We start from the raw sequence: 23,874 nt of genomic DNA, 5'->3' as shown, positions 1-23,874 counted from the left end.
AGCGGCCCTCGGGCATGACGGAGCCGAGCGTCAGCGAGGCGGAGTCGTGACCGAGAAGGAGCCGTACGCGCGCGATCGCGTCTCCTTCGGTGCCGTCGCGTCCGCAGCGGTGCTCGCACTCATCGTGATCGTCGGCCTTGTCGTGTATCTCGGCCGCGACGATTCGGGTTCGGGCGCCGTTGGGCCCGCCGCCGCCGCGGGTTCCGGCGCGGCCGGGTTCGCCGATCCCGAGGTCGATATCTTCGGCAGGCGGGTCGATGTTCCGAACAACCCTGCCGGACAACCACTTGCGCAGGAACCGAGCGATCAGCGCAAGTCGACGGACCCGGATTGGCTGACCGCCGCGCCGACCGGAACGGCCGCACCGCACGGCTGGCAGCGGGTGTACGGCGCCTCGGTGCCGTTCTCGACCTCCGACGGTCCCACCCGCATCGAAGACGGCCTCGCTGTCGGCTACTCGCACACCCCGCAGGGTTCGGTGCTGGCCGCCGCGCAGATCACCTACCGGCTCAACGCCAGACCCGCCGACCGCGACCTGTACGTCCGGCAGGTGCGCGTCTCGGCCCAGCAGATCGCCGCCTACGACAAGGCATTGTCACAGGACCGGCTGCCGGAACAGCAGCCGGAGAAGGTGACTCGGTACTTCGTCGCCTCGGATGCGTTCAAGGTGGAGAACTACGCCGACGACCTGGCCATCATTCGGCTCGCCTCGCGCGGGCCCGTAGTCGACGGCAAGCAACTGTGGGCGGCACTGCGACTGGTGATGGTGTGGGACGCGGGGGACTGGCGGCTCAAACCCGCCACCTCCAGCAGCGCGCAGACCGAATACATCGAATCACTGTCGGGGTGGACGAAATGGTGACCATCGGGCCCGGATCCGGGCCGCAGCGCACGCGTTCGCCGTTGGCATTGGCCGGTCTGGATGCGGTGCTCGCAGTGCTGATCGCGGTCGCGGTGACCGTGGGAGCGGTGCGCAACAACGCCGCCGAGGGTGACCAGGTGTCGAAGACGGGGACGACGTCGGAGGGTGCTCCCGCCGCGGAACCGAACGGCTCCGCAGGATTCGGCACACCGGAGGTCGACGTGTTCGGCCGCCGCGTCGACGTTCCGAGCAACCCGGCAGGTGTTGCGCTGGAACAGAATCCGGCCGGTCAACAGCAGCAGGGCACACCCGGCTGGTTGACGGCCGCGCCGCACCCCGCGAAGGGAGAAGCCGTGTGGCAGCGAGTGTTCGGCGGACCTGTGGTGCGGTTCTCGACATCCGACGGTCCCACCCGCATCGAAGGCAGGGCCGCCGTCGGATTCGCCCATACACCGCAGGGCGCCGCGCTGGCGGCCGAACAGATCTACTGGCGTACCAACGCGAACCCGCGCGATCGAGACATGCTGGTGCGCCTCGTTCAGGTGACGCCGCACTATCTGGCGGACTACGACCGGCTGGTCGCCGAAGGAAAAGTCTCGGATCGGCTACCCGAGAAGTTGAGACCGCTGCTGTTCGCTTCGGATGCGTTCCGAATCGAAAGCTATACGGAAGATACCGCGCTCATTCAGTTTGCGAGAAAGGCCCGAGAAACAGTTGATGGCCAACCAACATGGGTGGGCATGCGTCTGGCAGTCGTGTGGCGAGACGGAGATTGGAAGCTCACCGCGGTGAGCGGCGAACAGCAAGTCCAGATCGATTCCCTGCGAAGCATCGAGGGGTGGACACAATGGTGAGGCGAATCGTCACAATTTTCGCGGTCATCTTCACGGTGATGATCGCGACGCCGACCGTGGCCTACGGCCAGACCTCCTACGGTTTCGACGAGACGTGCAACGAACTGCACGACACGCTCGACAACGTCGGCCTGCCCGGGATCTCGCTCGGTGATGCCGCGTCGGCTGCGTGCAAGGCGGGCAATGCCGCCTCGCATCCCGGCAGCGCGGCCACCGCGGTCAAGGACAAGGCCTGGGATTCGACCTTCGGCAAGGTCGTCGATTCGCTGATGAAGGGCCTCGGCGAGGCCATCATTCTGGCGTTGACGTTCTGGATGAAGGTGCCCAACGAGGTGGCCAGCGATGGGGGTTCGCTGTTCACCAAGATCAACGATTACACCTATCAGGCGCAGATACTGCTCTTGATAGCCTCGGTGATCCTGTCCGGCGCAAGACTGGCCGAGGCCAGACGTGGCGCAGCGATGAACGAGGCGGCCGAATCATTCCGGATGTTCGCCCGAGTGGTGTTCAGCTCGTGGATGCTCGGCGCCGTCATCGTCGCCGGCACCCAGGCCTCGGACAAGTTCTCCGAGTGGATCATCAACGACTCGACCAACGGCAATGCCAAGGACCTGGCCGAGCTGATGGTGAAGACCAGTAAGCTGCAGGCGTTTTCGCCGGGTCTGGTACTGATCATCGCGATCGTCGGGTTGCTCGGCGCGCTCGCGCAGATCATCCTCGCGATAGTCAGGCAGGGTCTGCTGATCATTGCGGCGGGCGTATTGCCCTTGGCCGCAGCGGCTTCCGGGATGAATGTCGGCAAGACGTCTTATCAGAAGCTGGTCGGTTGGATCATCGCGTTCATGCTGTGGAAACCGGTCGCGGCTATCGTCTACATGATCGCGTTCACCACCGCGGGCCATGTGGACTCGCTGACCGACACCTCCGGACTTCCGGAAGGTGAACAGGCGCAACGGATGCTGGTAGCCATCGTGCTGCTGTGTAGCGTCGCGTTCGTGCTGCCCGCACTGATGCGTCTGGTCACGCCCGCGATCGCGGTCGTCGGTAGCGGCGGTTCCGGTCTCACCGCGACCGGCGGTACGTTGCTTGCCGTCGCGGGCCTCGGCGCCATGGGCACCAAGGCCGTCGCGGTCAAGAGCGCGGCGGCTCCCGGCTCGGCGGGTTACGTCGGTGGTGCGGGAAGTCCGCCGCCCACTCGTGGCGGTGGCGGCGGTCCGCGTCCGGCGCCGCCACGCGGTGGCGGTGGCGGTGGCGGTGGTGCCCCGGGCGGCGCACCGCGCGCCTCCGGGCCCGCGGGCGCGGCGGGAGTACCGTCCGGTGCGGCCAGAGCGGCGGGCCGGGTCGGTGCGGCGCGCGCCATGACGGCCCCGCTGACCGGAGCCGATCAAGCAATGGGTGACGTGGCAGGCGATCGCTGGGCCAATCGTTCACCCGACCTCGGGAGGAGCACCATTCCGCGATGACGATGACGACGAGCGATACTTACGAGCGCCGCGCATACGGATTGTGGCAGAAACCTCGCAGCGCAGGCCTTTTCGGTCTGCGCTGGGAGGAGACCGTGCTCGGCTTCGTCGTTGTGATCACGGCCCTGATCTGCGCCATGGTCGGCGGGTTCAAATGGGGTCTGATCGTGGGCGGCGCCGGTGTTGTCGTGATGGTTCCACTGGTGTGGCGGACGGGGGGCCGCTCCGGCTACGAGAACGGAATAATGATGTTCAACTGGATGCGCTCGCGTAAGCGTGGCGAGCACGTGTACCGCGGCGGCCGGTTCTCCCGAATTCCCGGTGGTGTCACCCGATTACCAGGACTGCTTGCGCCCTCGAAGCTATACGAGGGCATCGATGCGGGCGGTTACAGCTTCGGCATGATCCACCTACCACAGTTCGCGCAGTACACGGTTGTGCTGCGGGCCTGGCCGCAGGGCCACGAGGCGGTCGACCAGCCGGTCATCGACCGCTGGGTATCGGCCTGGGGCACCTTCCTCGCCTCGGTGGGTCAGACCAGTGACATCGTCGCGGTCGTCCCCGTGATCGACACCGTGCCGGAGACCGGAAACCGTTTGCTCACCGAGGTTTCCACCATTACGAGGCCCGATGCGCCGGAGCTGGCCCAGCAGGTGATGTACGAGCTTGCCACCGAGCTGCCGCAGGAGCGGGTGCAACTGCTGCCGCGGGTGGCGATCACCTTCAAGGCGACCACCGCCGAGCGCCGCAAGAACCCCGCCGAAGAGGCGGTCGAGATCGGACGCAGGCTGCCGGGTATCTGTGCCGCGCTGGCCGAGGCAGGCGTGCGCGCACAGCCGATGTCGGCCGACGAGGTCATCTCGTTCATCCGACGCAGCTACGACCCTGCCTCGCAGGCCGACCTCGAGGTCGCGGCGGGCGAACCCGAAGGGCACGGCCTGGATTGGGCCGACGCCGGGCCGGTCTCACACGACGAGAAGTGGGATCACCTGGTGCACGACGGTGGCCGCTCGGTCACCTGGGAGATGGATGCCGCACCCGAGGGCGCGGTGGACGAGCGTGTGCTGCAACGGCTGCTCGCGCCGAATCCCGAAGTGCCGCGCAAGCGCATCGCCATCGTCTATCGTCCGCACTCGGCCGCTGACGCCGCCGAGATCGTGGACGACGATTTCAAGAACGCACTGGTCGCTCAGCAGAGCGAACGAGGGGTCGTCTCGGCGGCCGCGACCCTGCGGGTCGGCGCGACCCAGCAGGCCCGTGAGGAGCAAGCCCGGGGTCACGGTGTGACCCGCTTCGGGGCGTTGGTGACCATCACCGAACCCCTGCGCGGCGATCTGCCGCGTATCGAAGCCATCACGCGCGACCTGTCCACGCAGGCGCGGTTGAAGATCCGGCGTTGTTACCGCTATCAGTCGGCGGCCTTCGCGGCCTCGCTCGGCTGTGGTGTGATCCTGCCGGAACACGCGACAATTCCGAAAGCACTGGCGGGGTGAGCGATTCATGGCACGTGACTACGAGCCACCCGTACGGGAACGGGACGGGGTGCCGGCGCGCCGCGACACGCGGCAGCCGGAGGGGGAGCACGACTGGGCGCACCGGCCCGCGGTCGATGCCACCCCGCAGCGTCCAGCTGGGGACGCCGCACAAGCGCGCGATGCGGATGGCACGCGGCCACGTGGCGGTGAACGCAACGGCTTGGAGGACACGCCCGACCGCCCTCGGCGTCCCGCACGGGACGCGTCGCGGGTGACTGGCGACGATCGGTCGGGCCTGGAGGAAATGGCCGATCGGGAACGGCGAGCATCCCGTGAGGCGGCCGAGCGTCGCGCGCGGGCCGGCGCCGGTCGCGCCGACGGCGCCCGCCCCGAGCGGTCACATCCCGACCGTGCTCGCGCCGATCGGCCGCATGCCGAGAACGGCCGTGGCGAGCGCACTTCCGCGAGTCGTGCCGAGGGCCGGACCGCGCGGCCGCCGCGCGACGGCGCGGGCGAACGTCCGGTGCGCGGCAATCGGCCGGTGCCGCCCGAGCGGACCGGTGTCAGGGCGGACCGCGGTGGCGTACGGGGCGAGCGGAACAGTGCGCGCAACGGGCGCGGTGTGCCGCGGCCGGTCAAGGCCGACCGGGTCGCCGACCGGGCGATGGGCACGCCGCAGATGGAACGGGCAAAGCTGAAGGCGGACAAGCGCAAACAGTCCGGTCCGCAGCTGCTCGACGATGTCACCAGGACCAGGCTGGAGGGGATCAGCCGCGAGCAGACGGGTCTACGCGCGGCATGGGCGACCTTCCGGCTGCGTACCGACGAGATCCGCCGCCGCAATTACGCCGCCCGCGCCGAACAGACCTTCGAGGACGGATTCGACCGCAGCACTGCGCAACTCACCGATCGCGGCTACGCGGGCCCGGGTGGCGGCCGGATGAACGTGGTCGGCCGGCCTGTCGAGTACCGGGCTACCACCGCTCAGGTCGCCGGCCTGTGGCCATGGTCGGTCGGCGCGGGCGCGCCGCTGATCGGCACCCCCCTCGGTTCGCACCTGCACACCGGCGCGCCGGTCTGCTTCGACCCGATGAACTGGTTCATGCGCGGCAGCTTCATCACCGCACCGAGCCTCTTCGTGTTGGGGCTCAACGGTTTCGGCAAGTCGTCGCTGGTGCGCCGGATTGTGCTCGGCGGCATCGCCCAGGGCATCACCCCGCTCATCCTCGCCGACGTGAAACCGGACTACCGCAAGATGGTGGAACTGGTCGGCGGCCAGGTGATCGACCTCGGTTACGGACACGGCAAGCTCAACCCGCTCGCCGCAGGCGTGCTCGGCTCGGTGGTCCCGATGCTGGACGAACTGCCCGCGTTGCAGACACAGGTGCTCCAGGATCTGCGGGCCAGGCAGGTTACGCTGGTCGCCGGTCTGGTCGAGCTGGTGCGCGGTGCCAGGGTGCGCGACTACGAGGAGACGCTGATCTCGACCGCGCTGCGCGTGCTGTACCGGCCGGGCAGCGGCTACACCCCGGACCAGCCGCCCATCATGGAGCACCTGCTGGAGGTGATCGTCGGTGGCGGTGAGGAATTGATGCTCGACGCGGGCGCCGACAACCCGGAGGAATACCAGGTGGCGATCAAGGGTCTGCGCCGCTCGCTGCGCGCGCTCACCCAGGGTCCGTTCGGCGCGATCTTCAACGGCCAGACCACGGTGCCGATCGACACCAGCGCCGTCGCGGTCTGTATCGACGTCTCGCACATCCCCACCGGCGACAAGAAGCTCAAGGCGGCCGTGATGCTGGCCTGCTGGGCCGACGGATTCGCCTCGGTGGAGGCCGCGCACGTGCTCGCCGACGCCGAACTCGGCTCGCAGCGCTACTTCCAGGTGGTGATGGACGAGCTATGGCAGGTGCTCGGCCTCGGCGACTTCATGATCGATCGGGTCGACGAGCTCACCCGCCTGCAGCGCGGCATCGGCACCGCGCTGATCATGATCAGCCACACCATCAAGGACCTGCAAGCACTCGGATCGGAAGCGGCGATTGCCAAGGCCCTCGGTTTTCTGGAGCGGGCGCGCGCGAAGATTTTCGGCGCGCTGCCCGGCGAGGAGATCAAGCGACTGGACAGCACCATTCCGTTCACATCCGCCGAGGAGGAGATGGTGACCGGATGGTCCGCGCCGCAAGCGCTGACGGGCGAGGCACTCAAGCCCGGCCAGCAACGGCCGTCACCGCCGGGCACCGGCAAGTTCCTCTTGAAGATCGGTGAGGATCGGCGGCCCGGCATCCCATTCCATATGGAATTCACCCTCTCGGAGAAGGAAAGTGGAATCCACGACACTAATCAGCGGTTCAGTGAGTTCACCGAATCCACTGCGCGTGGCTCTAATTCGCCGAGCGGGAGTGCCGCATGAGAGTGGATGCGATGGCCATGAGACGGTGCAGACCTGTGCGTTCGTGCGGGAGGTGGGTCGCATGATGCCGCATCGGTCCTATCGGAGAGTGTCGCCGGAGGTGCGCAATGCCGCGGTGGAGCAGGTCATGGCGTTGACCGGCAAGCTGCGCAGCGAATCGGAGGCATGCAGGGTGGTCGCCGAACAGATCGGCGTGCATACGAATTCGGTGCGCAACTGGGTGCGTGCCGCCGAAGGACCGAGCCTGGAGCGGTTGGACGCGACAGCGCTGCGCCGCAAAGTGGCGCTGCTGCAACAGCAATTGGCCGCGGCCGCCGAAATGAATCGCACACTCGCCGACACCCTCAATGAATCCCGGCGCCAACGGTGACCTGCCACTGCGTGCGGGTCCGTCTGCGATCTGCGCAAGCAGTGCCGAATCCACCTTCGCGGGTGTCGAATTCGGCTGAGCAGGTGGTGCCCGCGCCGATTTCCCGTGAGGCGGCGGTGCCGCGGTGACCGGTCGCTCCATCCTATGGTTCGCCCTCGGCGCGGTACTGGCGCTGATAACCCTGGTCGTGGTCGTCGTGATGCCCGCGGTGGACGACGCCTGCGAGGATTACTCGGTGCTCGGGCCGTCGCAGACCATGCTGCCCTCGCTGGGTAGTTACGCGCCGGGTGATCCCCGAGCCGCTGCCGCGATCGGCACCGCCACGGCGACGCCGCCGAATTCTTCCGTGACACAGACGAAGTCGACGGTCACCGGCACGCCGTCGCTGGCGGCCGGTAGTGGGCCGATTCGCCGCACGCTGCCGCTCGCGGTGGGCACGTTCACCGTATCGGACGTTTTCGGTGCGCGCGGTGGCGCGCATCTGGGTGTCGACATGGCCGCCACCGACGGCACCACGATCTACTCGGTGTCCGACGGCCGCGTCGTCGCGGCGGGTCCGGCATCGGGTTTCGGCAACTGGGTCGTCGTCGACTCGGTGGACACCAACGGCCGTTCGTATTCGGCGGTGTACGGCCATATGTGGGACAGCGGCGTGCACGTGCGCGTCGGCGACACGGTGACCGCGGGTCAGCCGATCGCGCAGGTCGGCTCGGCGGGTGAATCCAGTGGTCCACACCTGCATTTCGAGATCGTTCCCGGCGGCCGCTTCACCGGCGGACGCCAGATCGACCCGCTGCCGTGGCTCGATGGCGCACCGACGCCGGATGTCGGTGGTGCGCGAGCCTTTTCGAACGATCCACGCTGCAGCCGCGGTTTCGGTACCGCCGGTGGCGCGCTGGCCGCGGGCAAGGTCCCACCGGAGCTCGAAATCTGGTATCGCCGTGCAGGATCGCTGTGTCCGCAGGTCACCCCGTCGCTGTTGGCCGCCCAGGGCAGGCAGGAGTCCGGGTTCCAGCGCGGTGCGAACTCGCCCGCGGGTGCCCAGGGGCTCGCGCAGTTCCTGCCGGGCACCGCGGTGAGCACGAACCCCGACGACGGCCAGCCCTATGTCATCGACGCCGACGGCAACGGTATCGCCAGCGTGTGGGACGACGGTGACGCGATCATCGGGCAAGGCCGCTATATGTGCGCCATCGCGCACAAGATCATGGCCTGGCAAGCGGAAGGCCGCGTGCACGGCGACATCACCGCGCTGACTCTGGCCGCCTACAACGCCGGTGAGGGCGCGGTGCTCGCCTCAGGTGGCATGCCGAATCAGTTCGCGGCGCACTACTCCGAGACCCAGCCCTACGTCGCGAACATCCTCGCGATGGAGCCGCAGTACCGCGCGCCGGGTTCGCTCGGTCGTTTCACGCCGCAGGCGGGGTCCAGCGGCGCGAATGTCGTCGAGGCGGCGCATGAATGGCTCGGCCAGCCGTATGTATGGGGTGGTGGCGGGCCGCAGGGGCCGAGCGGTGGCGGTCTGGACGGTCCCGGCCTGACCTCGGCGGCGGTGTTCGCGGCTTCCTCCGGCACCGTGACGCTGCCGCGGACGGCCGAACAACAGTGGGAAGCGGGTGTCGAGGTGCCGATGGGCAAACTGGCGCCGGGCGATCTGGTGTTCAGCTCGTTCGGTCCGCGGGGTCCCGCGCAGGTCGGAATCTATTCCGGCAATGGACAAATGATCCAGTCGGTGCCCGGTGTGGATGCGCGCTCACGCGGCGGCGTGACCGAGGTCGCGGTGCCGGGCGACGCGCGGGCCAGGAGGGTACTGTGAGCACCGGGACCACCAGGGGGAATGAACACGCCGAAGCGCCCGAGGCTGTCGGAGCGCCCATGTGTCGGTCACGGCGGCTAGCCTTGAATGACCGACTAGTCTTGAACGACAAAGCGAAAGCCCGCGCGAAACTGGTGGTGATGCTGGTGGTGAGCGTCGCGATGCTGGGCGTCGCCTGCAGTCGCGGAGACCGTGACGACGCGGGTTCCGGTGTGTCGCACCCACCCACGTCCACGACCAGATTGCTGGAGGATGCGCCCGCGCCCGATCCGGTGACACCCGATGGTGTCGCGGTGGCCGCGCTGAAGGAGATCTATACCTGGCAGCCTGTCACCGAGGATCAAGGCGCCTCGTTGACCAGGGCTAGAAAATGGCTCGGCCCCAGCATGATTCGGATGCTGGACAGCTCACCGACCGGGCTGGAGACGCCGAAGACGACACTGCAGTGGGCGGATTGGGCCAAGGCGAAGGCGCGTGTCGAGGCGTTCACCTTCGCCTCCGGGGACAAGCCGCCCGCGGGCGCGGACCCGAATATCCAACAATTCAAGATCGGCATCGAGCAGACCGTCGTCTACCCGAACGGGCGCAAGGAAAAGCTGCCGCCCGCCACGGTCATCGCTACCGTCGTCCGCACACCGGACGGCTGGCGGCTCGACGCATTCCGCTGATACAGCGCAGACCACACCGCACGGTCCCGACAGGAGGCAGACATGGCGAAGAAAAAGAAGGTGCAGGATCCGGCCGCGATCGGACCCGATGTCACCCTGTACATGATCTACGCCGGTTTCGCGATCTTGGGGACTCTGTGGATCGCACTGCATCTCGGCAACGCGATGGCGGTGACCCATCAGGACATCCCGATCAATCCGATCGCCATCGTCGCCGACCTCGCCCGCGGCGACCTGCAGTGGCCGCGCGCGTCCACGGTGCTCGTGCTGCTGGTGGTTGTGTCCATCCTCGTCTACTTCTATGTGCGTAAGCAGCTGAAGAAGCGGCAGGGCAAAGGACGCCTGGCCATCGACGACAAGGCCGACGTAATGGGCAACGGCGGCGCCATCGCCTCGCTCACCGAGGCCGGGGTGCGGGCGAAGGCCGAAATGCTCGGCGTGCGGCTCGGTTACAACGACGCGCCCGGTGTGCCGATCGGCATCGGCGTCGCCGACGGGGTGATGCTCTACGGCTCCTACGAGGACCTGCACCTGGATATCTGGGGTCCACGGCAGGGTAAGTCGACCTCACGGGTGATTCCGGCGATCCTGACCGCGATCGGGCCGGTATTGGCCACCTCGAACAAACGAGACGTGGTGGACGCGACCCGGGATGTGCGCAAGGCCAAGGGAAGTCCGACCTTTGTCTTCGATCCGCAGGGCGTGGCGGGCGAGGAACCCACCTGGTACTGGGATCCGTTGGCCTGGGTGGATGCTCATCACGACGGCGCCGAAATGCGGGCCGCGCGGCTGGCCGGACACTTCGCCGATGCCGACAGTGGTTCGGACTCAACGAAGTCCGATGTGTTCTTCGACCCCGAGGCCGAGGATCTGCTCGCCGGGCTGTTCTTGGCGGCCGCGCTCGGCGGTCTGCCGATTGTCCAGGTGTGGGACTGGGTGACGAATCCCGGTGACTCGGAGCCCATCGAGCTGCTGCGTAATGCCAGCAAGCACTACACGGCGTCGGGCCTTGCCATGCAGTACAACGCCGACCCACGAACCAAGAGCGGCATTTTCGGTACCGCCAAGAAGATGATCCGGTGCCTGCAGCTGTCGAACGTGCACTCCTGGATCCTGCCCGGCGACAACAGGGAGCAGTTCGACGAACTGGCCTTCATCGAGGCCAACGGCACCCTCTACAGCCTCTCGCTGGAGGGCCGCGGCTCGGCGGCGCCACTGGTGAGTGCGCTGACCGAGGCCGTGATCGACGTGGCCATGCGCCGGGCGTCGCGCTCGCCGGGCGGTCGCCTGCCCATTCCGATGCTCGCCGTGCTCGACGAGGCCGCCAACGTGGTGCGCTGGAAGGATCTGCCCAAGCAGTACAGCCACTTCGGGTCGCGCGGCATTGTGGTGATGACGGTGTTGCAGTCGTGGGCCCAGGGTGCGCGCTGCTGGGGTGACGCGGGCATGCTCGCGCTGTGGTCGGCGGCGAATGTCAAGGTGCTCGGCCCCGGCGTGGACGACATGAACTTCCTGCGGGACCGCTCCGAAGCGATCGGCGAATATGAAGCAATCTCCTCGTCGGTCTCCGAATCCAAAGGTGGAAAGAGCTATTCGCGCTCGCTCGGCTCTTCGAAGACCTTCACCGTGCACGGGTTGGCGACCCTGCCACAGGGCCGGGCGATCGTATTCACCTCCGGCCAGCCCGCGGTGCTGATCCGCACGGTGCCGTGGTGGGAGGGCGAGTACTCTGCCGACGTGAAGAAGTCGATCGAGCACCATCTCCCAGGGCGCAAGACCGAGATCGCTGACCTGATCGGCTCGCCTTCGCTGACCAAGGTCACCCCACCACCGGAATACGGCCAAGTCGAGGAGGTCCGGCCGCTGTGACCGAACAGCAGCAACAGCCGATGATTTACACCAGCGTGGTGGAATTCGTCGAGAACTATCTGAGTCTCGTCTACCGCCGCCAGGTGACCGACATCAGCGAAACGGTGTGGTGCCCCGAATGGTGGAAGCATGCCGAGGCGGTGGCGCGGCTGGATGCGCTGTGGCGCGCGTGGGAGCACTACCGGCTGCAGCCGAGCACCGGGCTCAGCGTCTGGTTCCTCGACCATGCCGACCCGCACATGACGAAGCTGTTCGATCCTCGTGGGCCGTTCAAGTACTGCAGCGTCCGCAACGGGCACAAGGACATGCTGAGCCCACTGCCGCTGAAATCCCCGGCCCAGGGGCTGTTCGGTGATCCGACCGTCGGCGACTTCCGCATGTGAGCGAATCCTGAAGGCACCGTGGACATACCGTCCGCGGAATGACGAAACGCCCGCTGGATCAGCGGGCGTTTTCTCGTTTCTTACTGTCGGACGCGCTCCAGGCCGCGGGCTTCCTGCTCCCGACCCCGGGTTGCGGCCGCTCCGGCCTCTTCATTGCGGATGCGGACCGCTTCTTCCGGTGGCTGTGCCTGCCCGACCTCGATCAGCATCCGCACCGCCGCCAACTCCGGCGAGATGCCGATCCTGGCGAGATGCGCCGCGATGGCCGTGCGCCGTTCGGCGGAGTCGTATCTGACGAGCGGCTTGGCCATGGCGGAAGCGGTCGCGGCCATACGACTGGCCTCGGCCTGCGCCGCGAATCGGTCCTTCTCCAAGGAGATTCCCTTGGCGGGCACCGTCTTCTCGACCATCCTGGCCAGTTCCAGGTTGCGCGGATCCTTGGCCTTGGAGTCGCGGGCCTCACGTATTTGAAGCTCTCTGGCTTCCTTGATACGGGCCTCGGTCACCTTGACGCGGGCTTCGGCTTCTTTCTGACCACGTTCACGGGTCTTCAGCGCGACCAGAGTCGCAAGCTGCAACATAGTCCTTATCATGGCCGCGGTTTCCCGGCCGATGTCGTCCAGTTCCTCGGACATGGCTGCTCCCCGATGCTGCAGTGATCACTATGGATGTTGTGGTGTTTCGTCACGGACACCGCCACGCGAACTGTAGTCCGCCGCACGATGCCCCGCCTGCAAACGCGGACACCAAGAGGACTCGTGGCGTGGCATTCCCTACTACGCTACGGGAACTCCTTGTTTTGAGATTACCCGAGAAAGCTCGACACAACCGTACGGGCGTGCCGCTTAACAGCATATATCGCACAATTCCGGCACGTAGTGCAAAGCGCCGTAGGATCTCCTGTTTTAGCCCACCCTTACCGGATGATTAGGATCGCCTACCCTAGCTGGCTCGAGCTCGCCGCCGAGGGCGGTGGGCCCGAGCCGTTGGCAGCCAGTGTGACTCAGTCCAGGCGCACCGAAGAGATGGTCACCGGGAGTGTCGGCTTGCCGTCTCCGGGGCCGTTCGCATTGTCCTGACCGCCCTTGGCGATCTTGTCCAACGTCGCGAGTCCGTCCTGGTCGACGGTGCCGAAGATGGTGTACTGCGGCGGCAATTCGGAATCGCCGTAGACGATGAAGAACTGGCTGCCGTTGGTGCCGCCGCCGTCGGGACCAGGGCCCGCGTTGGCCATGGCGAGCACGCCGCGCTTGTAGGCAACCGGCTGCGACTCCGCGGCCGGATCCCCGGGCGCGTACTGATCGGTCGGGTACTCGTTGGCGAATTCGTAACCGGGGCCGCCCATTCCGGTGCCGGTCGGGTCACCGCACTGCAGCACCTTCAAGCCCTCGCCCGCGGTCATGCGGTGGCAGCTGGTGCCGTCGAAGTAGCCCTGGCTCGCCAGGCTCGCGAAGCTGTTGACGGTGCACGGCGATTCAGCGTTGTTCAGCGTCAGGCCGATGGGGCCCTGGCTGGTTTCCATGCTGACGCTCAGCTTGGCGTTGGGGCCGTCGGTCAGGATGCCCTCGGTGCGGGGCTTGTTCACCGGCTTGTCCGCGGGCCGCTGGCCGTCGCGGTAGGCGCAGTTCACCGAGGCGGGCTTGGCCTGCGCTGCGGGGGGCGCCGCGGCGGAGAGCGCGGCGTCCTTGGTCTCGGAGGCGGCGCTGTTCTCGCTGTCGTCGCCGCGAGTCAGGAAATAGACGCCGGTGACCGCCGCGACCACCACGACGACGCTGAGCACGGACCCGGCGATCGTGAGTTGCTTGCGCCTGCGCGCCCGATCGGCCCGGTTGGCGAGCTGGCGTTCCAGCTTGCGTTTCGCCGCTGCTCGCCGCTGTTCGTTGCTCGGCACTACCACGTTCCTCCCGTATCCGTCACTTCCGGAATAGGAACACCTGGCATGCGGCGAATTCGCTGCATGCGAGTGTTCATGGGGGTCACCATACCGTCAGCATCCTGGGGGCCATGAGGCGCTTTGGTGTGACCGCATGTGACGGGAGCGTCGTGCGGGAGGCTCGTTCGTGAGCACAGCAACCGCTTCGGCGACTTGCACCACGCCGACGCGGACATGGTCGAGCGTGGCGCCCGACGCGGCGTTGCGCGCTAACCGGTTGGACTTGGCGGGCGGTGGTGGTGGAAACTGGACCATCGTGACCAAGACCAGCAGCTTCTCCGCCCCGAAGGGGGTACCGGATTACGTGCCACCCGGCTCGGCCGAGTTCGTCGCGGTGCGCGACGGCCTTCTTCGCGCCGCCCGACTCGCCGGGTACGGGCATGTAGAGCTGCCGATCTTCGAGGACACCGAACTGTTCGCGCGCGGCGTCGGCGAGTCGACCGATGTGGTGAGCAAGGAAATGTTCACCTTCTCCGATCGCAGCGACCGCAGCGTGACGCTGCGGCCCGAAGGCACCGCGGGTGTGGTGCGCGCGGTGATCGAGAACAGCCTCGACCGCGGCCAGTTGCCGGTGAAGCTCGTGTACGCGGGACCGTTCTTCCGGTACGAGCGGCCACAGGCCGGCCGCTACCGGCAGCTGCAACAGGTGGGCGTCGAGGCGATCGGTGTCGACGATCCGGCGCTGGACGCCGAGGTGATCGCGATCGCCGATGCCGGCTTCCGTGCGCTCGGGCTGGAAGGCTTCCGGCTGGACATCACCTCGCTCGGCGACGAGACCTGCCGTCCGCAATACCGGGAGTTGCTGCAGGAGTTCCTGCTCGAGCTGCCGCTGGACGAGGAGACCAAGCGGCGGGCGCAGATCAACCCGCTGCGCGTGCTCGACGACAAGCGCCCCGAGGTGCGGGAGATGACCGCGAACGCGCCGCTGATGATCGATCACCTGTCGGAATCGGCGAAGACGCACTTCGAGCAGGTGCTCGGCTATCTAGAGGCGCTCGGCGTGCCCTATGTGGTGAACCCGCGCATGGTCCGCGGTCTGGACTACTACACGAAGACGACCTTCGAATTCGTGCACGACGGTCTCGGCGCGCAGTCCGGTATCGGCGGCGGCGGTCGCTACGACGGCCTGATGGCCGAACTCGGCGGACAACCGCTGTCGGGCATCGGTTTCGGGCTCGGCGTCGACCGCACCGTGCTCGCGCTGGCCGCCGAGGGCAAGTCGGCGGGTGACCCGGCACGCTGCGAGGTCTTCGGTGTGTCGCTGGGTGACGCCGCCAAACAACGGTTGGTGGTGCTGGCCGCGCAGTTGCGGGCCGCGGGCATTCGGGTGGATCTGGCCTACGGTGGGCGCGGTGTGAAGGGCGCCATGAAGGCGGCGGACAAGTCCGGGGCGAAGCTCACGCTGGTCCTCGGTGACCGTGACCTGGCCGAAGGCACGATCGGTATGAAGGACATGGCGACCGGTGATCAACGCCAGATCCCATTGGACGAGACGGTTACCGCCGTCGCGGCCGCGCTGACCCGCGCCGAGTAGTACGGTGCCCCGATACACCGACACCTGTCTGAATGCGCTGCCGTGACTGTAGAACCGTCGAATCCTGGGGATTCTCAGCCTGTTTCACCGGTCGGACTCGACCTCGTCGCACCCGAGATGTATGCGCCCATGCTGCGGCGACTAGCCCTCGCCGCGATAGGGGTCGGACTCGGGGCCGCGCTGTTGGCGGCGTTCCTGGTGAGCTGGCCGATTGCGGTCGTGATCGGTCTTGTCGTCAGCGTGCCGACCGTCGGATATGCGATGGCATTGCGCCGACGGCGAATGTGGCTGGCCGGGACCATGATTCACGCGCGCCGGTTGTTCGGTGAGCAGCGGGTCGACATCGCCGCGGCGACCGGTGTCGAGGTCCTGGTGTTTCCGGCCCGCCTCAGCCGCATCGTGCTGCGGGTGACCGCGGGAGCCGACACACAGATCATTCCGCTGGCGATGTACACCGACACGGGCAGCGGTCGCGAACTGCACCTGATCGGCCTGCGCAAACTGGCCGACGCCCTGGCCGCATGCCCATTGGCCGCGGCCGTCGCGGTTTCGACCATGCTGGTCCACCAGCTGCGCGCCGAGGCGCGCGATGCGGGACTGACGGAGCGTCCGCTGTATCGGGCGGTGCAGCTGGCGCGGGAGAAGGACTACGTGTCGCCGATCGTGCTGACCGATGGGGAAGTCGCGGCGTTGTGCTGAATTGCGCCGGCTCCGGCCAGGTGTGCTGACTTCGACGAGTTGTATGGGATGCATCGGCAAGTAGTTGGTGAGCGGACGTTCACGTGCACCATGGAAACGCGCGGCACGTAGCGACTCGATTCGGTCGAGCGGTACGTGCCGGCCTTCGCGTCACTGCCTCGATGTGGCGTAGGCCAGCGCGCACCGAGCGTTTGAGTGTGAACCGGGCAGATGTGCGCAAAGCCTCTAGAGGTCACGTATGCAGCGCCTCCAGGGGGCAACTGTCGGGTAGCTCACCACCCGGGTTCGGGGGCGGTGAGACTCGATAGGGTGGAGATCGAGTGTCCGCCTACCGCAAGGAGTTCGTCGTGAGCACCGCGCCCGTCACTGTCGCTGTTACCGGAGCTGCGGGGCAGATCGCCTATGGTCTGTTGTTCCGGATCGCGTCCGGGGCGATGGTCGGTGCGGATACGCCGGTGCGGTTGCGGTTGCTGGAGATTCCCGCGGCTGTCGCTTCGCTGGAGGGTGTCGCTATGGAGCTCGAGGACGGTGCGTTTCCGCTGCTCGAATCGATCGACATCAGTGACGACCCGTGGGTGGGTTTCGAGGGCGCGAACGTCGCATTGCTGGTCGGAGCGCGACCGCGGACGGCTGGGATGGAGCGCTCGGATCTGCTGAACGCCAACGGCCCCATCTTCACCGATCAGGGCGCGGCCATCAATGCCAGCGCCGCAAGCGATGTGAAGGTGCTCGTGGTAGGCAATCCCGCCAACACCAACGCGTTCATCGCCATGAGCAATGCCGCCGACGTGCCTGCCGCGCGTTTCACGGCGATGACCCGCCTCGACCACAATCGGGCGATCGCGCAGCTGGCCAAGAAGACGGGTGCGCCGGGAGCCGACATCTCCGGCGTGGCGATTTGGGGTAACCATTCGGCCACCCAATACCCGGACATCACGCACGCCACCGTCGCGGGCACGCGTGCTCTCGACCTCATCGCTGACGACGCCTGGTTGCGCGAGGAGTTCATCCCGACCGTGCAGCAGCGCGGTACCGCCATCATCAAGGCTCGTGGCGCCTCATCGGCGGCCAGTGCGGCCAGCGCCGCTATCGACCACATCCACGACTGGGTGCTCGGTACCCCGGACGGCGAATGGACGTCGATGGCCGTCCCGTCGGACGGTTCCTACGGCGTCCCCGAGGGGATCATCAGCTCGTTCCCGGTGACCTGTGCCGAGGGCGAATATTCCATCGTCCAGGGACTGGACCTCGACGAATTCTCCCGCGCCCGCATCGATGCCAGCGTGGCCGAGCTGGAGCAGGAACGGGAAGCGGTCATCGACCTCGGCTTCGCCAAGAACGGCTGAGTCCTCGTTCGGAGCGGTCGTTCTACAGGCATCGACAGGTGAATCGCCCTGGGTTTGGTGCCCACCTTGATGTACCCCGACATGACCGAAGCAATGCCCCCAAGGCGGCCCGTCGTGCTGAACCGACAACAATCGCATCGCCAAACAGCGGCAAGGTGACGTACTGGTTTCAGGTCGATGTGGGCCCCAAACCGGATGGGAGCCGGGACCGTCAGCGCTTCACTTACGACACCCATAGCGAAGCGAGGCGCGAATACCGCCGTATCACAACGGAAGTCGCAGCCGGAACCCCGCCAGTTCCGGGAACCCCAGAGGAACCAGCGTCCTTTCGAATCGCGTGACAACTCGATTATTTCCTGGATACGATCCCCGACAGCATCTTCGGGACCGGCGACGACCCGCGACTGATCGCGGGACGGTGGGCACCTGCGCGGTGGTCACCTTTCCCGGAGCCCGAGCATCAGTGCCTGCACCGTTCCGACCAGCGAGAGATAAGAATGCAGAAGAGGGAGCAGGAGGTCCTCGAGCTTCGAGACCGACCTGGGGTTCGCTCGAGGGGTCGCCTGGGTGCGGCAGTTCGTCGTCGACGAGATCGAGCCGCTGGCCACGTGATCTGGCACGCATGGGACATCGACCATCCGGTACGCCGGGCAGATGGCTGCGGTCGCGGCCAGGATCTAGGGAGACGCCGATGACCATCTCTCACCCCCCGACTCTGGCCGGCCTGTTGGCCGGGCATGCCCGGGACCGCGCCGGATACCGCGCGGTCAGCGCGCCTTCGGGGTCGCAGACCTATGCGGAGTTCACCGGGGACGTGGCGCGAATCGCGGACCGGCTGCACGCTGCCGGTCTACGCCGGGGAGACCGGATGGCGGTGCTCGCGCACAACGACTTGGCCTACGTCCAGCTCGTCTACGCCGCCTCCTGGGCCGGTATTGTGCTGGTCGGTCTGAACTGGCGGCTGACGGCGGCCGAGCTCCGGGCTGTTCTGGAGGACTGCAACCCGTCCCTGCTCTTCGCCGAGCGGGAGTTGGCATCGGGGTTGGACCCAGGGTGCCCGGTGGTCCGGCTGGACGGACCCGAAGGCTCCGACTTCGAGCGCTGGTATGCCGCAGGAGATTCCGGCTACGCGCCGGATGTCGACCAAACCGACGAGTCCGTCGTGCTGCTGGCCTACACGACCGGCACCACCGGCGAGCCCAAGGGCATCCAGCTCGTCGAGCGAAATCTGCGGGAGATGGCCCAGCAGGCGGCGGCAGCCTGGGCGCTGCACCCGGAGATGAGGTACATGGCCTGCCTGCCGCTGTTTCGTATGAGCGGGATGAGCTCGGTGGTGTGCTGCGTGCACCTGGGCGGCGAGGTGGTCATCCCGTCGGGGACCTCGGTCGCCGAGATCGCCGGCGCCGTCGAGGACCGAGGTGTCACCCACACCAGCCTGGTGCCGACCCTGCTGACCAGTCTGGTTGCCGAGAACGCCGCCGAGGCCTTCGACCTGTCCAGTCTCGAGGTGATCGTCTACGGCTCGGCGCCCTCGACCAGCTCGCTGATCGACGAGGCGATGGAGATGCTGCCGCAGACCGGCTTTTCGCAGGGTTACGGCTTGACCGAAACCTGTGCCGGGGTGGCGATCGCGCCGATCTTCCGCCGGGGGGAGGTCGACCAGCATCCGGGTAGCGTCGGCCGCATCCTGCCCAACTGCGAGTGCCGGATCGTCGACGTTTCCACCGACCGCGACGTCGGCACCGGTGAGAACGGCGAGATCTGGCTGCGGACGCCGCAACTGACCATCGGATATTGGAACAAACCCTCGCAGACCGCGGCCGCGATATCCGCCGACGGCTGGTTCCGTACCGGCGATATCGGGATGATCGACAACGACGGATTCCTCTACGTCCGCGACCGGCTCAAGGACATGATCATCTTGGGCGGAGAGAACATCTACTCGGTCGAGGTCGAGAACGCGATCGGCGCGCACCCTGCGGTGCTCGAGGCCGCCGTCGTCGGCGTACCCCACCCGCACTGGGGTGAGACCGTGAAAGCGGTCGTGGTGCTACGCCGCGGTCAGGAGCTCGACGAGACGGAACTGCTCGGCTGGCTCGAGGGTCGGCTTGCCAGTTATAAGCGCCCGAGGATCGTCGAGTTCGTCGGTGATCTCCCCAAGGCAGGGAGCGGCGAGATCCTGAAACGTGAACTCAGATACGGCAAGGGCTGACATCAGCCGTGAAGGCAGCACAACTGCCCCGCACAGGGCGATCTCGGCGGCGGCCCGCATCCTGCCCAGGATGCGGGCCGCCGCCCTTTCGATGATCCCGCCACCCACCTCGGTCGGCTCGTGCCGATATCAGGCAGTCTTGATGGTGTCGCCGTCGATAACGAAGTCCGCCCCCACGATGTTGGCGGACTTATCGGAAACGAGGAAGGTGATCAGTGCCGCTACTCGTCCGGCTCGGCGATCCGGCCGGAAGCGACATGGAAGATATCAACGAGGATCTCCAGCAGCTCGGCATGGGAAACCCCCTGCGCGGCTGCGACATTGGCTCCGATGCTCTCCGCACCACGTTACAGCGGGTTACGCACCACGCCCGGCGATACGGTGTTGACGCGCACCCCGCGCGGGCCGAACCCGTCGCTGAGTCGTTTGCCGAGAGCAGTCAGCGCGGCTTCGGCCTCGCTGTAGCCGATCGGGCCGGGGGTAGGGGTCAGGGCGAAGATCGAGGAGATGTTCACGATCGATCCGCGCCGTTCCAGCAGACTCGGCAGCGCCGCTCAGGTGGCCCATACGACACTGAAGAGGTTGAGGTCGAAGAGGTTTCGCTATCCACGACGATTCCTTCGTGAACTGCCCGGTGAAAGGAGGCGGTGCCGGATTTGCCCGCACCGCCCGCTTCGGGTCGGCCCGGAGTAGGCCGGGCAGTGTGCGGGGACGATATCCGAACTACAGAGCTGAAGGCGGTGAAGTTCAGCGAAATACGTTGTACGAAAGCCTATTTCGGTCAGCGTCCCCGCGACGATTATGCGAGGATGGATCCCATGAGTGAAGAACGGTTCGAGGTCCGACGGGAGATCGCGGCACAGCCGGCCGAGATCTTCGCCCTGCTGTGCTCGCCCGAAGGGCATGTGACGATCGACAGCTCGGGCATGCTGCAGTCCGCGGAAGGCGAAGCCGTCACCGCCGCCGGAGACGAATTCGTCGTGCATATGGACCGTGAATCGCTCAATGACTTTCCCATGGGAAGGTACGACGTCACGGTGATCATCACCGCATTCGAACAGGACGCCCATATCGAGTGGACGGTCACCGGAGTGACCGAGGCGCCGGTCGAACACCGCTACGGCTACCGCGTGGAACCCAGCGAAATCGGCACCTTGGTGACGTCGTATTACGACTGGAGCCAGATCGCAGCGCCCTACCGCGAAATGGGAATCTTCCCGCTCATTCCCGAATCCGGGCTGCGGGCCACGCTCGGCATCCTCGCCAGGACCATGGAGAAGAAGTAGGCGATCCGCCAGGCCGGTGGGCATCGTCAGCAGGTGCCCACCGAGCGCCACAGATCATCGAACCGTTCACTGCCCGTGCGCAGCTCGGCGATAAGACGCAGGAGATCCGGGTCTTCGGGACACCTGGCCTGCGCCGTGCGGAGGCAACCCACGCAATGAGACCGCCGCGTCTCGCTGCCCGCCACGAACAAGCCGCACGCCAACCCATCGCACAGCGTGATCCTTCGACAACCGGATTGCCCCAACACCTTTGGTCCAATCGAACATTCGGGCGTATCCGAGGTATGAGGTCGCAAGAAGAGTCGTTCTACAGGCATCGACAGGTGTTCGAGACGGAACAGCGGTAGGTGACCATCGTGGAGCCCGCACCGCGCGCAGAACTGTAGTGGATCCGAGTTCAGCACATCTCCCATTGCGGACTGAGGGAAAGGTGCCGCGCTACTTGGTTACGACAATGACGGTTCTTCTGTCCAGGTCCACCGGACGGCCATGAAAGTCGCCTGCGAATGCCACGTGGCCGAATCCGGCTTCGTAGATTGCTGTCTCGAGTTGTGGGCGGGAGTACATGTGGAGCCGGCACTGTCGGGACCATCCAGGGCGCTTCCAGTGGAGGCTGAGTTCCTGGTTGGTCCAATCATATCGGGCGTGACCAACGAGATCGGACCGTTGAATGAGCTGCGTACTGATCAATTCGCTACCGTTGCGTACACGATGCTCGAAGCATTCGAGAGTATCGATTTCCATGACGAGTTTGCCCCCGGGCGCGAGAACGTCGGCCCAGGCCGCGAGGGTGGCAAGGTCTTCCTCGGGGGTGTCGAAGAAGCCGAAGCTTGTCCACAGGTTCAGAATCGCGTCGTAGGGACCTGCAGGTGGCGTTCGCATATCTGTCAGGACGAAGGTGCAGTCAGGGTATCGACCGCGGGCGTCGTCGAGTTGTTTCGGCGAGTTATCTATACCGACTACGCGATAGCCGCGCCGACTGAGCGGTCCGGCGTGACGGCCGAAGCCGCAAGGGACATCGAGTATTCGTGCTCCGAGGGGCAATTGGAGCAAAGCGACAATCGCCTCGATCTCGCTATCGGTGTCATCGTAGACACCCAGGATGGAGAATGTTTCGCGGAAACCTTCGTCGAAGAAGTCATCTGCCCAGTTTTCTCGGGTGATGCGTCCGGAAGTGGTCATCGTGACCGGCCGGGAAAGTCTGCGACCCGACATGAGCCACGGCGGGGCGACGGGATCGCACCACCGTCCTTCGGGACGATCTGCTCCAGCGCCTCATCGAGAGCGCGACCCGCCACGTCGAGCGGGTCGATCAGTTCCGATAACGGAGCGCGACGCATGCCCGAGGTCGGGCTCGTCGGCTGCTCGATCGAGATCTTCATTGCTCGCTCCTCGAAAGCTGAACGGCCGTATTGCAATTCATTGCTGCGGAAACAGCGCGGTCGGTCCACGCGAGCAGCGAGCTGTCCGGTCGCCACCGGACGCACGTACGGTCGGATATATGCCGCCGACGGCGTAGCTCCCCGGCAGGGGAGCTACGCCGAACGGATCAATTCTTGCAGTTGATATGTGTTTCGGCTACCACGAAGCGCGTATCACTTCTTGTCGAGATCGACCAACTTGCAGACACACAGCGTTACCGTGTGGGCGAGAATGCCGCCGAAATAGTGGGTGCAGAACTCCGCGTACCCGACCGGATCGCACTGGTGCGCATGCCACGCCGAGTCCACTTCCAGATCGTCGGGCAGGTAGTTGCCCTGCATGCCGCTGGCCCGGAAGCGCTCCAGTGACCGCTGGTAGCGGGCTACTCGATCGTCGATCTGCTCCTCGGTCAACGCCGCGGAACCCGGCCAGAACAGGTGGCCCCAGCGCAGGTTCTCCTTCAGATGCGTCGTGTCGAAATCCGCTGCGGGTACCTCGGTTTCGGCCGATACGGCCGCGATGCTCGTCGTCATAGCCCGGTTCCTCGATTCGCTAAGAACTCACCATGTCGGCCGACAAGTCTCCAGAACTACTGGAGCAATTAGAGTTTGGTGTGTTTCAGGTCACTCGTCAAGGAGTGAACCCTCCCATTTGTGGGAGCTGATACATGAACTGGGTTGCGACTCAATTGATTTGACGTGTACCGGTCAGAGTCCAGGTGGGAACTCGTAGCTCGCGGGCACCTCCGGAGTCATCCAGCGGCTGCCGACGACCAGCACGACCTGATCGTGTGCGCCGAATCGATAGGACGCGGGGTCACCGGGAAAGCGCTGACCGTTGATGTAGAGGTGAACGATCTCGAGCGGGGTCAACTGAATCGGCCCCACTGGGTGAAGAACTGCCCGAGGGTGAACGGGATGTCCTCGCCGGACTCGAGGTGCACGATCCCGCTCGCATCGTGAGTATGCATGGGAGAACCCATCATTCGCGCCTCATCGATACCGACCAAGGCAGGAACCGTCACCGGGTGCCCGTACACGATGACCTCGAGGTGGGCGTGGTAGTGGAACGTCGTCATGATCGTTGTCGGCAACGGTAGCCCGGCGGCCGCAACGGCGGCACCGGTATCTGCGGGCAGGTCCCACTACGGTCGGAGCAGCGCAGAACCCGACGGCAACGGGGGTTGCGCCGAAACCTCGGCGGCGGTTACCGAGGTCAACAGCAGGGCAGTGAGAAGTGCAGGGGCTATTCGCATTTCGTAAACCCAGC

Annotated in this window: 24 protein-coding genes and 1 pseudogene; 16 read left to right on the top strand and 9 right to left on the bottom strand. The window is 66.1% G+C overall.

Annotated elements, in window-relative coordinates:
- The first annotated feature begins 46 nt into the window (after nucleotides 1-46).
- The 10 genes from ACFQZZ_RS06760 (at nucleotide 47) to ACFQZZ_RS06715 (ending at nucleotide 12,173) form a co-directional block, all read left to right on the top strand.
- Nucleotides 47-862, top strand: coding sequence for a hypothetical protein (locus tag ACFQZZ_RS06760; protein ID WP_378675484.1), 816 nt, complete (start codon nucleotides 47-49; stop codon nucleotides 860-862).
- Nucleotides 856-1,716 (top strand): hypothetical protein, encoded by an 861-nt coding sequence (locus tag ACFQZZ_RS06755; protein ID WP_378675481.1) that lies wholly within the window; start codon nucleotides 856-858, stop codon nucleotides 1,714-1,716. Before ACFQZZ_RS06760 ends, ACFQZZ_RS06755 begins: the two co-directional genes overlap by 7 nt.
- Nucleotides 1,710-3,179, top strand: coding sequence for a hypothetical protein (locus ACFQZZ_RS06750; protein ID WP_378675478.1), 1,470 nt, complete (start codon nucleotides 1,710-1,712; stop codon nucleotides 3,177-3,179). Before ACFQZZ_RS06755 ends, ACFQZZ_RS06750 begins: the two co-directional genes overlap by 7 nt.
- Before the next feature lie 2 nt (nucleotides 3,180-3,181).
- Complete coding sequence (locus ACFQZZ_RS06745; RefSeq protein WP_378676437.1) at nucleotides 3,182-4,672, top strand: SCO6880 family protein; 1,491 nt, start codon at nucleotides 3,182-3,184, stop codon at nucleotides 4,670-4,672.
- Nucleotides 4,673-4,679: 7 nt separating this feature from the next.
- Nucleotides 4,680-7,067: a hypothetical protein gene (locus ACFQZZ_RS06740; protein WP_378675477.1), complete on the top strand. Its 2,388-nt coding sequence runs from the start codon at nucleotides 4,680-4,682 to the stop codon at nucleotides 7,065-7,067.
- A gap of 61 nt (nucleotides 7,068-7,128) precedes the next feature.
- Complete coding sequence (locus ACFQZZ_RS06735; RefSeq protein WP_364901592.1) at nucleotides 7,129-7,437, top strand: transposase; 309 nt, start codon at nucleotides 7,129-7,131, stop codon at nucleotides 7,435-7,437.
- 124 nt (nucleotides 7,438-7,561) lie between these two features.
- The gene (locus ACFQZZ_RS06730; RefSeq protein WP_378675473.1) at nucleotides 7,562-9,253 is read left to right on the top strand and encodes a peptidoglycan DD-metalloendopeptidase family protein; all 1,692 of its coding nucleotides are present in this window, start codon (nucleotides 7,562-7,564) and stop codon (nucleotides 9,251-9,253) included.
- A 101-nt stretch (nucleotides 9,254-9,354) separates the two neighbouring features.
- The gene (locus ACFQZZ_RS06725; protein ID WP_378675470.1) at nucleotides 9,355-9,921 is read left to right on the top strand and encodes a hypothetical protein; all 567 of its coding nucleotides are present in this window, start codon (nucleotides 9,355-9,357) and stop codon (nucleotides 9,919-9,921) included.
- A 42-nt stretch (nucleotides 9,922-9,963) separates the two neighbouring features.
- Nucleotides 9,964-11,790, top strand: a complete 1,827-nt coding sequence (locus tag ACFQZZ_RS06720; RefSeq protein WP_378675467.1) for a type IV secretory system conjugative DNA transfer family protein — start codon at nucleotides 9,964-9,966, stop codon at nucleotides 11,788-11,790.
- The gene (locus ACFQZZ_RS06715; protein ID WP_378675464.1) at nucleotides 11,787-12,173 is read left to right on the top strand and encodes a DUF4913 domain-containing protein; all 387 of its coding nucleotides are present in this window, start codon (nucleotides 11,787-11,789) and stop codon (nucleotides 12,171-12,173) included. The genes ACFQZZ_RS06720 and ACFQZZ_RS06715 overlap by 4 nt, the downstream gene beginning before the upstream one ends.
- 80 nt (nucleotides 12,174-12,253) lie before the next feature.
- Here the strand turns inward: ACFQZZ_RS06715 and ACFQZZ_RS06710 are convergent, their stop codons facing one another.
- Nucleotides 12,254-12,808, bottom strand: a complete 555-nt coding sequence (locus ACFQZZ_RS06710) for a hypothetical protein (protein WP_378675461.1) — start codon at nucleotides 12,806-12,808, stop codon at nucleotides 12,254-12,256.
- A 368-nt stretch (nucleotides 12,809-13,176) separates the two neighbouring features.
- Nucleotides 13,177-13,695 carry a peptidylprolyl isomerase gene (locus tag ACFQZZ_RS06705; RefSeq protein ID WP_378676434.1) on the bottom strand — a complete coding sequence of 173 codons (519 nt, stop codon included), beginning with the start codon at nucleotides 13,693-13,695 and terminating at the stop codon, nucleotides 13,177-13,179.
- Between the two features lie 98 nt (nucleotides 13,696-13,793).
- Between ACFQZZ_RS06705 and ACFQZZ_RS06700 the strand changes: the two are divergent.
- From ACFQZZ_RS06700 to ACFQZZ_RS06680, 5 genes and pseudogenes are all read left to right on the top strand, one after another.
- Nucleotides 13,794-13,922 (top strand): annotated as a pseudogene (locus ACFQZZ_RS06700) (hypothetical protein); the annotation flags it as partial.
- 440 nt (nucleotides 13,923-14,362) lie between these two features.
- Nucleotides 14,363-15,640 (top strand): histidine--tRNA ligase, encoded by a 1,278-nt coding sequence (gene hisS, locus ACFQZZ_RS06695; protein WP_378676432.1) that lies wholly within the window; start codon nucleotides 14,363-14,365, stop codon nucleotides 15,638-15,640.
- Between the two features lie 42 nt (nucleotides 15,641-15,682).
- Nucleotides 15,683-16,339, top strand: a complete 657-nt coding sequence (locus ACFQZZ_RS06690) for a hypothetical protein (RefSeq protein ID WP_378675459.1) — start codon at nucleotides 15,683-15,685, stop codon at nucleotides 16,337-16,339.
- A gap of 347 nt (nucleotides 16,340-16,686) precedes the next feature.
- Nucleotides 16,687-17,685: a malate dehydrogenase gene (locus ACFQZZ_RS06685; protein WP_378675456.1), complete on the top strand. Its 999-nt coding sequence runs from the start codon at nucleotides 16,687-16,689 to the stop codon at nucleotides 17,683-17,685.
- Nucleotides 17,686-18,376: 691 nt separating this feature from the next.
- A complete protein-coding gene (locus ACFQZZ_RS06680) occupies nucleotides 18,377-19,897 on the top strand; it encodes a class I adenylate-forming enzyme family protein (protein WP_378675453.1) in 1,521 nt (506 codons plus the stop codon).
- Nucleotides 19,898-20,244: 347 nt separating this feature from the next.
- Here the strand turns inward: ACFQZZ_RS06680 and ACFQZZ_RS06675 are convergent, their stop codons facing one another.
- Nucleotides 20,245-20,412, bottom strand: a complete 168-nt coding sequence (locus ACFQZZ_RS06675; RefSeq protein ID WP_378675451.1) for an SDR family oxidoreductase — start codon at nucleotides 20,410-20,412, stop codon at nucleotides 20,245-20,247.
- A gap of 303 nt (nucleotides 20,413-20,715) precedes the next feature.
- Between ACFQZZ_RS06675 and ACFQZZ_RS06670 the strand changes: the two genes are divergently transcribed.
- Nucleotides 20,716-21,183, top strand: coding sequence for a polyketide cyclase (locus ACFQZZ_RS06670; RefSeq protein ID WP_378675448.1), 468 nt, complete (start codon nucleotides 20,716-20,718; stop codon nucleotides 21,181-21,183).
- Between the two features lie 26 nt (nucleotides 21,184-21,209).
- Here the strand turns inward: ACFQZZ_RS06670 and ACFQZZ_RS06665 are convergent, their stop codons facing one another.
- From ACFQZZ_RS06665 to ACFQZZ_RS06640, 6 genes are all read right to left on the bottom strand, one after another.
- Entirely contained in the window at nucleotides 21,210-21,500 is a 291-nt protein-coding gene (locus ACFQZZ_RS06665) for a hypothetical protein (protein ID WP_378676429.1), read from the bottom strand.
- 121 nt (nucleotides 21,501-21,621) lie between these two features.
- On the bottom strand, nucleotides 21,622-22,365 hold the full coding sequence (locus tag ACFQZZ_RS06660) for a class I SAM-dependent methyltransferase (protein WP_378675446.1): 744 nt from the start codon (nucleotides 22,363-22,365) through the stop codon (nucleotides 21,622-21,624).
- On the bottom strand, nucleotides 22,362-22,565 hold the full coding sequence (locus tag ACFQZZ_RS06655; RefSeq protein WP_378675443.1) for a hypothetical protein: 204 nt from the start codon (nucleotides 22,563-22,565) through the stop codon (nucleotides 22,362-22,364). The genes ACFQZZ_RS06660 and ACFQZZ_RS06655 overlap by 4 nt, the downstream gene beginning before the upstream one ends.
- A gap of 213 nt (nucleotides 22,566-22,778) precedes the next feature.
- Entirely contained in the window at nucleotides 22,779-23,138 is a 360-nt protein-coding gene (locus tag ACFQZZ_RS06650) for a hypothetical protein (protein ID WP_378675440.1), read from the bottom strand.
- Between the two features lie 174 nt (nucleotides 23,139-23,312).
- Entirely contained in the window at nucleotides 23,313-23,477 is a 165-nt protein-coding gene (locus ACFQZZ_RS06645) for a hypothetical protein (protein ID WP_378675437.1), read from the bottom strand.
- Nucleotides 23,474-23,683, bottom strand: coding sequence for a hypothetical protein (locus ACFQZZ_RS06640; protein ID WP_378675434.1), 210 nt, complete (start codon nucleotides 23,681-23,683; stop codon nucleotides 23,474-23,476). Before ACFQZZ_RS06640 ends, ACFQZZ_RS06645 begins: the two co-directional genes overlap by 4 nt.
- Nucleotides 23,684-23,874 lie beyond the last annotated feature (191 nt).

The sequence above is a fragment of the Nocardia sp. GCM10030253 genome (assembly GCF_042675075.1).
Taxonomy (GTDB): Bacteria; Actinomycetota; Actinomycetes; order Mycobacteriales; family Mycobacteriaceae; genus Nocardia.
Note: the sequence above shows the minus strand (reverse complement) of the source record. Positions and strands in the feature narration are given on the sequence as shown.